Source organism: Bacillus sp. UNC322MFChir4.1 (genome assembly GCF_000746135.1).
In the GTDB taxonomy this organism is placed as follows: domain Bacteria; phylum Bacillota; class Bacilli; order Bacillales; family Bacillaceae_G; genus Bacillus_A.
Window position 1 is genome coordinate 1 of the sequence record NZ_JQKQ01000056.1, and the last position, 10,206, is coordinate 10,206.

At 36.4% G+C, this 10,206-nt stretch carries 7 protein-coding genes and 3 rRNA genes; 6 read left to right on the forward strand and 4 right to left on the reverse strand.

Annotated elements, in window-relative coordinates:
• The 3 genes from BR72_RS16675 to BR72_RS16690 form a co-directional block, all read left to right on the forward strand.
• Positions 1–84: ribosomal RNA gene (locus BR72_RS16675) — 23S ribosomal RNA — on the forward strand; the annotation flags it as partial.
• A 50-nt stretch (positions 85–134) separates the two neighbouring features.
• Positions 135–250 (forward strand): 5S ribosomal RNA (gene rrf / locus BR72_RS16680).
• A 344-nt stretch (positions 251–594) separates the two neighbouring features.
• Complete coding sequence (locus BR72_RS16690; protein WP_035434694.1) at positions 595–1,560, forward strand: alpha/beta hydrolase; 966 nt, start codon at positions 595–597, stop codon at positions 1,558–1,560.
• 215 nt (positions 1,561–1,775) lie between these two features.
• Here BR72_RS16690 and BR72_RS16695 read toward each other — a convergent pair whose 3' ends face one another.
• Genes BR72_RS16695 through BR72_RS16705 form a run of 3 tightly spaced genes read right to left on the reverse strand, consistent with a single transcriptional unit; the run spans position 1,776 to position 3,994 of the window.
• Positions 1,776–3,041, reverse strand: a complete 1,266-nt coding sequence (locus tag BR72_RS16695) for an FtsW/RodA/SpoVE family cell cycle protein (RefSeq protein WP_035434695.1) — start codon at positions 3,039–3,041, stop codon at positions 1,776–1,778.
• Positions 3,042–3,048: 7 nt separating this feature from the next.
• The gene (locus BR72_RS16700) at positions 3,049–3,456 is read right to left on the reverse strand and encodes a PadR family transcriptional regulator (protein ID WP_035434696.1); all 408 of its coding nucleotides are present in this window, start codon (positions 3,454–3,456) and stop codon (positions 3,049–3,051) included.
• Between the two features lie 4 nt (positions 3,457–3,460).
• Positions 3,461–3,994 carry a sigma-70 family RNA polymerase sigma factor gene (locus BR72_RS16705; RefSeq protein ID WP_035434698.1) on the reverse strand — a complete coding sequence of 178 codons (534 nt, stop codon included), beginning with the start codon at positions 3,992–3,994 and terminating at the stop codon, positions 3,461–3,463.
• Between the two features lie 412 nt (positions 3,995–4,406).
• Here BR72_RS16705 and BR72_RS16710 point away from each other — a divergent pair, with 412 nt between their 5' ends.
• Positions 4,407–5,057 carry a YdeI/OmpD-associated family protein gene (locus tag BR72_RS16710; protein ID WP_051957343.1) on the forward strand — a complete coding sequence of 217 codons (651 nt, stop codon included), beginning with the start codon at positions 4,407–4,409 and terminating at the stop codon, positions 5,055–5,057.
• Between the two features lie 326 nt (positions 5,058–5,383).
• Here the strand turns inward: BR72_RS16710 and BR72_RS16715 are convergent, their stop codons facing one another.
• Positions 5,384–6,142, reverse strand: a complete 759-nt coding sequence (locus tag BR72_RS16715; protein ID WP_035434699.1) for a GNAT family N-acetyltransferase — start codon at positions 6,140–6,142, stop codon at positions 5,384–5,386.
• 394 nt (positions 6,143–6,536) lie between these two features.
• Here BR72_RS16715 and BR72_RS16720 point away from each other — a divergent pair, with 394 nt between their 5' ends.
• Entirely contained in the window at positions 6,537–9,572 is a 3,036-nt protein-coding gene (locus tag BR72_RS16720) for an efflux RND transporter permease subunit (RefSeq protein WP_231559727.1), read from the forward strand.
• A 390-nt stretch (positions 9,573–9,962) separates the two neighbouring features.
• A 16S ribosomal RNA gene (locus BR72_RS16725) occupies positions 9,963–10,206 on the forward strand; the annotation flags it as partial.

Here is a 10,206-nt window from a genome sequence, read left to right on the forward strand (position 1 = left end):
AAGATGATCAGGTTGATAGGTTCGAGGTGGAAGCGTGGTGACACGTGGAGCTGACGAATACTAATAGATCGAGGACTTAATCAAATAATATGAAGCAAATGTTATCTAGTTTTGAAGGAATATACCTTCATAAGTCTGGTAATGATGGCAGAGAGGTCACACCCGTTCCCATACCGAACACGGAAGTTAAGCTCTCTAGCGCCGATGGTAGTTGGGACTTTGTCCCTGTGAGAGTAGGACGTTGCCAGGCAAAAAAACCTAAGTCAATTTGACTTAGGTTTTTTGTGTATAACTAAAAAAGGACAGAAAAGCATGGTTTTAAATGGTCAAGAGGGACTGGCCATGCGTAGTAGCGGTCAGTGCCTTTTTTCTGCCACGCGCAACGTTTTAAAACAAAGAAAAGTAGCGATATGCATGGCCGTTTTTATCTTCCTGGCAGCAATTATAGGTAATAATAATGGGCGTATTTCTACTTACATCATACCCCTTACCAAACTTCTAAATGAAATGTATGGCAGAGTAGTTACTTTTTTGGTCTGCTATACTGAGGTGTGGGCATTAAGGAATATGTATTTTATAGAAAGGTAGTAAAGAATGAAGAAAATGATTATTATTACTGCAGTTGTTTTACTTCTTCTAGTTATTATTTATGGGCTAGTAGGAAATTATTTTTATAACTACGCATTAAATGCAAAGCAAGGAAAAGATTTTTTAAAGGGAAACCCTCATTTGAAGAGAAGCGTAAATGTATCAGGGGAAGTATTAGCTGCGAATGAAGTGAAAAATGCTGAATTCACATCACTGCATCAGCCTAATACAATATCGATACGTTCTTTTGATAATCTGAAATTAGCTGGTTATGAATATCGTAATCAGGAATCCAATCATAAATGGGCAATTGTAGTTCATGGATATAATGGCAGAGCCTCACTGATGACAAAATATATTCGTCACTTTCATGAAAAAGGTTATAGTGTAGTAGCACCTGATCTTCGTGGTCATGGAAGTAGTGAAGGTGATTATATTGGTATGGGCTGGCATGATCGTAAAGATATTCTGGTATGGATTCAGGAGATTCTAAAGAAAGATCCACAAGCAGAAATTGCTTTGTTTGGTATTTCCATGGGGGGCGCAACTGTCATGATGACCTCAGGAGAAAAGTTGCCGGCCAATGTGAAAGTCATTATAGAGGATTGTGGTTATTCATCTGTTATGGGGGAATTTACGTATCAGTTAAAAGATCTATTTCATTTACCAAAATTCCCTGTAATGAACGCTGCTAATACAGTAATTAAATTACGAGCTGGATATGATCTGAATGAGGCGTCAGCTGTTAAGCAAGTTGCGAAGAGTAAAACGCCAATGTTGTTTATTCATGGTGATGCGGATAAATTTGTTCCGTATGAAATGCTAGATGAAGTGTACAATGCTGCAAAGGTAGAAAAAGAGAAGTTAATTGTACCAAGTGCGGGGCATGGTGAAGCAGAACAAATAGACTCGGAGAAATATTGGCATACTGTATGGGGATTTGTTGAGAAGTATATTCCTTCATCTCCGTAAATTTAAGCAAAAAATCTTTCGCTCTTAGTAGCGAGAGATTCTTTGCTTTTTATCTCGCTATTTGTGGGCGGTAATACCCACGCCTCAAAATTCAGCGAAAGCATTGTCTAGATGTAGCCTTAAAATAAAGTTTGATTTAATAAACCTTGATAACAGAGGCAAATAGAAAAAGCGTGTTTTGAAATAAGATTGATCAAAACACGCTTTTTCTATATTCAATTGAAACTACTTGATATCAAATTTTTACGTCGATACACACTTAACACGATACCCATTAAAAACGCATTAAACAGAGTTGGCATCCATCCATAGCTAATAAAAGGCAAAGATATAGAAGCAATCGGTAATAAGCCTAGGATCATTCCAACGTTATAAATGAACTGGACTACAAAAAGAGTCATTCCACCAACAAGAAGCAATTTACCATACCGATCATTTATTTTATAAGATATGACCATTATCCTTGCGACAAAAAGAGAAAGAATCAAAACAAGGATTAGCGCAAAAAAATACCCATAATAGTAAGTCAAACTTGCAAACACAAAATCAGTACGTGCAGCATGAATGAACTTCATATTTCCAGATGCTCCAAACCACCCTGCTGACGACATTACCTCTTTTAAACGTATATACATAAACCCTGCGCCATCTGCATTTTGCTCTGGATTTATGTACCCTAAAATTCTAGCCAAAAGGACTCCCTTTACTGGGGGATGGAAAAATAATTCACCGATGATAGATAAACAAATTGGTACAACTGTAACGATCAGTACCTTTTTCTTTCCTAACTTACTCCACCAAAGCATAACGAATACCATCGTGATATAGATAAAGGTTGTTGAAAGACTTGGCATAGTTAAGAATAGACGCAAAGAAAACAAGTACAAAATCCCAAGATGCCACACCTTTAACCTACTGTTATTGAAAAAAGAAGCCCAAGCTAGAAAAAAGAATGGTACAGCCATTAAACATCCAATTGTAATGGGACCAATTTTTATTAACGATTCTCCATACATTGAGGCATTTGAAAAATTGTCTAGCATTAATAGGATGAGTACTCCGATTGTGTAAAACAGCCATCCCAGTCTCTCTAGTTTCCGATAATCAATCATCATCATCCCAAGAGCCGTCACAATACCAAGAATAACACACATCACCTTATTCATTAATAAATCATTCGTATGTCCAAAAGCTACAACTGGCAAGAAACCTAGCCCCATAGCAGTCACTAATAAAATAATAATCAACCAATCAACCTTTGGCTTATGAAGTTTGTTAAGTTCCTGACCAAGTTTGATTGGACTTCCCATTTGTTCAACAGCCTTGTCTTCAGCAACTTCCTCACTTAACCCTTTCTCTATCCACATATTCTTCGCCTGTTTCAAGTGAAAATCCAGTTCAGTTGCCACAAGATTCTTTGCTTCCTTTGATTTAATATGATTGGTGACTTCTTTTAAAAAGTAATCCCCTCTTTTATTCAATTTTGTCTCACTCCTGTATCAATCCTTGTAATATAAATCGTTTCTTTGTAGAAGTTTTTTCTGCTTTTCGTAATATCTTTCTTCCCTTATTATTTAATTGATAATATTTAGCTCCTGAATGATCCCAACTTGATTGGATAAAATGATTCTGTTCTAGACGGTGTAATAAGGTGTATAAAAAACCTTCATTTCCTTCGAATTTTTGAATCCCTCTTCCCCGTAATAGCTGTGCCAATTCGTATCCTGTTTTTTCAGAAATGAGAAGTTGTAAAACGGCTAACAAGATATCTTCTTCATTTTCAGATGGTTTATTGATTTTTTCGTAAACCTGCTTACGATGCTGATCAGAAAAATTCAAATGTGTAAAGGTTGTTTTCTCCATTGATTTTCGTAGCCCTTTTAATCGATCTTCCATTTGATTATTCCTCCAATCCTTTCTTCAAGAGTTCCTTGGCTTTTTTAAGTCTTGTTTTAATAGTGTTTTCCTTCACTTCTATTACCATAGCAATATCTTTGATTGGCAATTCTTCAAAATAAAAGAGATAAATCACTTCTCGATATTTTATTGGTAAGTTCATTACTGCCGAAGCCAGCCTACGATCCTCATCATTTTGAATAACAGTCTGTTCAACACTTTCTTTTTGAACCCCAGTATAAGTAAATTCATTTTCTGTAACGATTACCTTTTTGTTATACCAACTTTTTATATAGTCCTTACAATGATTAATAGCAATTCTCCACAACCATGTTTTTAACTTTGATTTTCCCTTGTATGTATGAAGAGATTTGTAACATTTAACAAATATATCTTGGGTTAAATCCTCAGCGACCTCTTTATTATTTACATATGAATAAACAAGTTGTAAGATTTCCTGTCCATACTTGTTCATTACCTCATCTATAAGGGCCTCTTTATCTTCTATTTCAAAAACCTCTGCTGTTAATTCATCCACATCAGTTCCCCCTTCCAACTTATTAGACGACGTACTCCATTGAAAAGTTTTTTAAATTCCTTAAAAGAAAAACGGTTGGCAATGTCCATGCTATTTTGTTATACCAATCTTTATTTCAAGCTTAATTTTTCTTTACTAAAAATAAATCTTTTATTATAACGTCCGATTAAAATCATCTCTTCTCAACTGTTTCTTAGAGGTAAGATGATTCTTTTATTGTATATTTATGTTAGTTCAATTATATTATCTGTTTAGATGCTTTCTAGCCTGAAGATCAAGCTAGGTATGGAAAATGATTCAAGGTTGATGGATGTTCAAATAAAGCTAAAAAGTGACGGCAAGAATTGGAGAAATTGAGAATAATGATTCTTGACGGTTAACTAATCGGAAAATTGAAGAGGGGTGTTCGTTGATGACAAATAGTAGAATGAATCCTAAGGTTGATGAATTTTTAAGTAAGGCTATAAAGTGGAAGGAAGAATATGAGAAGTTGAGAAATATCGTTCTTGACTGTGAGCTGACCGAAGAATTTAAGTGGATGCATCCTTGTTACACGTTTGAGAAAAAAAACATAGTTTTAATACATGGATTTAAAGAATATTGTGCGCTTCTATTTCATAAAGGCGCCTTGTTACAGGATGCCCAGGGGATTCTAGTCCAACAAACGGAGAACGTACAGGCGGCGCGTCAGATTAGGTTTACCAATATTCAAGAAATAGTTGAAATGGAAACGATCTTGAAAGCCTATATTTATGAAGCCATTGAAGTTGAGAAAGCCGGTTTGGAAGTGAATTTTAAAAAGAATACAGAATTCACAATGCCCGAAGAACTTCAAAATAAATTCGCTGAAATCCCTGCCTTGAAAACTGCTTTTGAAGCATTGACGCCGGGACGACAAAGAGAATACATTTTTTATTTTTCTAAAGCCAAAAAATCCAAAACTCGAGAGTCAAGGATTGAAAAATGTATGCAACAAATTCTTAATGGAAAAGGACTAAATGATTGTACTTGTGGATTATCTCAAAAACTGCCCTACTGTGACGGCTCGCACAAGTACAAGTAAATACTTTAAATTCTTTTTGTATATCATATACATTTGAGATTTATAGAACTTAGCATTATCTAGAGTCATTACTCCGCAGATTCGTTGGTAAGTCACATTACGTGGCTTCTTTTTTTACTTTTTGTTACCTAAGTCGGACTTATATATGAGGGATTACGACCCCTTTCAAGATTAGTCGTAGCTAGGGTCACCATATATGCCATCAACTTAAGGAATTCCTTGTTCCAAAAAATGAACTGAATTTTTGTAGACAACTATGGAAAATAATATTGTTAATTTGAGTTATAAAACAACGGTATTGGATTCTCTTATCCACTGTAGTTGAATTAGCTTAACTCATGTAATCGTTTCGTTGCAGAGTGGACAGTAAGCCTATGAAATGAAACTAATTTATTCTTATAGATGACTCCGTAGATACCGTAAGGAGTAGGTGAAAGTCTCAACAATTCTTCTCTGTTTTTTATGTCAATGATTTTTGCATCAATACCTAATTGGCTTGCTGCCTTAACAACATTATTGGTCGATACATCTACAAATGGACACTGCTGGGTACGGATAATTGTTAAGTCTTTAAAAAGCTTAAGGCGCTCATCCCAATTTTTCGGAAAATAGGGGTCAGGTGAATGTCCGAATTTGTAAACAAGTAACTCAAATCCATAAGGGGCATGATCTATTTCTATAAAATTATTCTTTATAAAAACGTCTTTACCTGGAGTCCAAGAAGTGTTTGGGTTTGTAATTACAATAACGCCATCTTTATTTTGCGCCTTAGCATCTTGAATGCTTTTATGAATCAATTTTGAGGCATACCCTTTTCCAGTAACATTTACCCATAAGCAATGGATCACGAAATAATTTTCACCATATACAACTCTCGAAGAATATTCAATAGGTGTATACTCAATAAACCCGGCTGGCTTGTTATTCTCCATTATTTTTATATACTTTAGCCCTTCATTAAAACTCTTCATAAGCCATTTGTTTTTATTCATGTAACCTGTTGATGTTGGCTTGCTGCGAAGACAATAACAACCTCCGTTATTTATATTCTCCTTGTTGATCTCTACTAGCTCAATTTGTTCCAATGTATTTCTCCCCCTGCAACTCTTCGATATTCATATTCATCCATTCTGTTCTTTAAGGAAATAATAAATATTTATCTTTTTAGTAAATTCTGACAAAATAAGCTTATCATAGGTTGCTTCTATTGAAAACAGATAGCTTTTCCCAATCCTTTTTGTCGTGTTTAGAATATGACTTTTTACACTGCTGTACAGAAAAAAATTTCTTTATACTTAGTGCTGTGTGATTCGACATAGGTCTTTGGGCTGAGTTTAGAATCCGTCATGCGGTTGATGTGGATTGAAAGGATAAAATTTACAATTACAAAAGAGTGAAGGGAATATAAGGAAGGGAGAATTGCGATTTATAGAAATTATGTAAGTAAGACTTTTTTCTTATTACAAAGGGATGGGAGGAATGACGGTGGGGTCGTGGATTCGCTTTTCTTTAAAAAATGTAGGTGTTGTCTTTCTTGCGATGATTTTTATTGTTGTTGGGGGAATGTATTCTATTAAAACAATAGAGATGGAAGAAATGCCAAACGTTGATATTCCGTATATGGTTGTGCAAGTCCCTTATATGGGTGCCACGCCAGAGCAAGGGTTAAATGATATAGGAAAGCCGCTAGAAACTGCATTTTCTAGTATTCAAAAGCTTGATAATTTATATATTGAGGCTCATAGCAACATGGTGGTCGCTATTTTAGAATTTGATATGGCCAGGAAGATGGATGAAGCTGAAAAAGATGTGACGAGTACTGTGGCATCTCTAAAATTACCAGAGGATGCAGGGAAACCTGTCGTTATGAAGGATGGCCCTTCGCAGATGCCGATATTTACTTTCGCGCTTTCTTCAGACAATGCTAAGCAAGCGGATATTTCACAATACGTGAACGAGCGAATTAAACCAACTTTGTCTACTGTTGAAAATATCGGCAAGGTGGATGTGTCAGGTGAAACCGAAAAGCAATTATCTATTAAGCTTGATGTTGAAAAAATGAACGAAAAAAAGATTACGTATGACATAGTGAAGCAAGCGCTTTTAGCACACAATTTTTCTTTTCCAGCGGGCCAGGTGAGTATGAATGAAAAAACATTAAATGTTCAAGCTGATTACAAACTTAAATCGCTTACTGACGTCAACGATGTGAAAATAGCAGTGCCAGGTGCTGGGGGAGTACAAATTGTTAAATTGTCAGATGTAGCAACTGTAGAGTATGGAAGTAAAACAGAAACTGTATATACGAGATTAAAGGACACGCCTGCAGTTCTTGTATCTGTTAAAGCGCAGCCAGGAGCTAATGCGGTGGAAGTGGTCAAACAAATGAACGAAAAACTATCTGATCTACAATTACCAGAGGGTTATAAACTGACAAAGTTGTATGACAGCTCAAAGCAGGTAGAAAAATCAGTTAATAGCATGCTTAGAGAAGTATTGCTAGGTACATTGTTTGCTGTCATTGTGACATTTGTATTTTTACGTAATATAAGAGCTACAATTGTAGCTGTGCTATCAATTCCGCTGTCTGTTTTAGCGGCGATGATTACGATGAAGTATTTACACTTTAGTTTGAATATGATGACGCTAGCTGGTATTGCAGTAGCTGTTGGCCGGGTAATTGATGATTCTATCGTAGTCATTGAAAACATCTACCGCAGAACGTTAAATAGCGCAAAGCGTGATGCGAACATGGTGTTAGCAGCTGCTAAAGAAGTTGGCGGTGCGGTTACATCTTCAACAATTACGACTATGGCTGTATTTGGTCCACTTTCATTTGTTCCGGGAATTGTTGGCAAGTACTTTGCTCCGTTCGGAATTACAGTTATTGTTGCACTTGCTTTTTCTTTGCTTGTTTCGTTAACGGTTGTTCCGTTGCTTGCTAAATTTTTCTTGCTGCGTTTGAAACATAAGGAGCCGAAAGAAACAATATTGCAGAGAACATATCGGCGTGTGCTGAGCTGGACGATTCAGAAAAAGATGATTACACTTTTTCTCGCTCTTGTCGTGTTTGTTTCATCTTTAGGACTTGTGCCACTGATCCCGAAAAATTTTTTACCAGAAGAAAAGGCGGCTTCATATAATCTGACAGCAGATCTACCTGTTGGAACATCGCTTGATAAAGCGAATGGTGTAGCTAAAGATATGGAAAGTATTCTTAGTAAACAAGTGAGTGTGAAAAGCTATCAAACGATTGTTTCGGGAGAGAAAATTCGTTTGTCTATTGATTTGAAGGATGATATGACGAAAGAAAGAATAACGACTTTTGAAAAAGATGTAAAAGAAAAGATGAAAAATCTAGGAACGGGTATCGAAACAGCTTTGACACCGATTGGTATAACAGGAGGAGGAAAATTTGTTCTTATTGTGGAAGGTGGAAACGCTAAGGATTTGGAGACTGCCGGGAATAAGATTGTAGAGAAGGTAAAGGATATAAAGGGCTTATCGAATGTGAAAACAAATTTATCTGCTGTAAAACCGCAACTTAATTTGTCAATTGATGAAGAAAAAGCAGCGGAAAAAGGTTTGAATCCGATGATGATTGCTGCTTTTGTAAGAGGGAATATTGCTGGTGAAAGTGTTACGACAGTCCAATTAGACGGAAAAACGACTTCAGTGAATCTAGGATTGAAGAATGATAATTTTACATCTGTTGAAAGCATTACGAATCAAATGATTATGAGTCCTACTGGGCAACAGGTAAAATTGTCGGATGTAGCCACTCTCTCTGAAGCGCCGGGTCCTACAGCTTTGTATCGCTTAAATCAGCAAGAATATGTACAAGTAAGTGCAAGATTTACAACGGATAATGTATCTGGTGTGCAAGCTGAGGTAGATAAACGTTTAAAAGAGCTAGATTTGCCAAAAGGTATTAAGTATCGCTCAGCAGGACAGTCACAAGCTATGAGTGAAGGGTTCCAAAATATGATTATTGCTATGGGGATTGCTGTTGTACTTGTCTTTGTTGTAATGCTAGTGACATTTGGAAATGCAATGGCTCCGTTTGCAATTCTATTTTCTTTACCATTTCTTTTTACAGGTGGTTTGCTTGGCTTATACCTTACGAAAGAACCTTTAGGTATGCCGGCATTGGTTGGATTTCTTATGTTAATTGGAATTGTTGTGACGAATGCTATTGTGTTGATGGATCGTGTTATGCAAAATGAAAAACAAGGAATGGCTATAAAAGAAGCTTTATTAGAAGCGGGAGTAACAAGGCTTCGTCCGATTTTAATGACAGCTCTTGCTACAATAGGTGCACTTACACCGCTAGCATTGTCAACGGAGGGAGGACTTATTTCTCGTGCTCTTGCTATCGTTGTTATTTCTGGCTTACTAACATCTACGCTTTTAACATTAGTCATAGTCCCGACTGCATATTATGTGATGAGTAGGTTGAAATGGAATTTTACAATGAAAAACAAAGCTTCGAAGGTGAAAAAAGAAACAGCATAAAAAACTAAGGGAGCAGGAGAAAGTATTCTGTTCCCTTAGTTTTTATAACTAGAGAGGATAGCTTCATGAAACTATATAGGCGATAGAATCGGTTGTTGCTATTTGGTAGATTAGTTTGGAAAAGATTTTAGGTTAACAATGAAGTGAAAACATGTATGAAGAAAAAAATAAAAAACATGTTGATTTTGTGAGAATAAGTGTGTAATATAGTAAAGGTCGCTGATGCGAAAGAGCAGAAAGCGAAAATGAAATAAAAAACTTAGTTGACATTGAATGACTGAGATGTTAAGATAAGGAAGTCGCAATTGAGCGGCGGATGAGTTCTTTGAAAACTGAACGAAACAAACAACGTGAAACGTCAATTTTTATTTATGATGCTAGACAAACACTTTATTGGAGAGTTTGATCCTGGCTCAGGATGAACGCTGGCGGCGTGCCTAATACATGCAAGTCGAGCGAACTTCTTAAGAGCTTGCTCTTAAGAAGTTAGCGGCGGACGGGTGAGTAACACGTGGGTAACCTGCCTATAAGACTGGGATAACTCCGGGAAACCGGGGCTAATACCGGATAACATTTTGCACCGCATGGTGCGAAATTGAAAGGCGGCTTCGGCTGTCACTTATAGATGGACCTG

Excerpts from the sequence above, each read along its gene's own strand:
- BR72_RS16690 (WP_035434694.1), top strand. The coding sequence starts at position 595 with ATGAAGAAAATGATTATTATTACTGCAGTTGTTTTACTTCTTCTAGTT.
- BR72_RS16700 (WP_035434696.1), bottom strand. The coding sequence starts at position 3,456 with ATGGAAGATCGATTAAAAGGGCTACGAAAATCAATGGAGAAAACAACC.
- BR72_RS16710 (WP_051957343.1), top strand. The coding sequence starts at position 4,407 with ATGACAAATAGTAGAATGAATCCTAAGGTTGATGAATTTTTAAGTAAG.
- BR72_RS16720 (WP_231559727.1), top strand. The coding sequence starts at position 6,537 with ATGACGGTGGGGTCGTGGATTCGCTTTTCTTTAAAAAATGTAGGTGTT.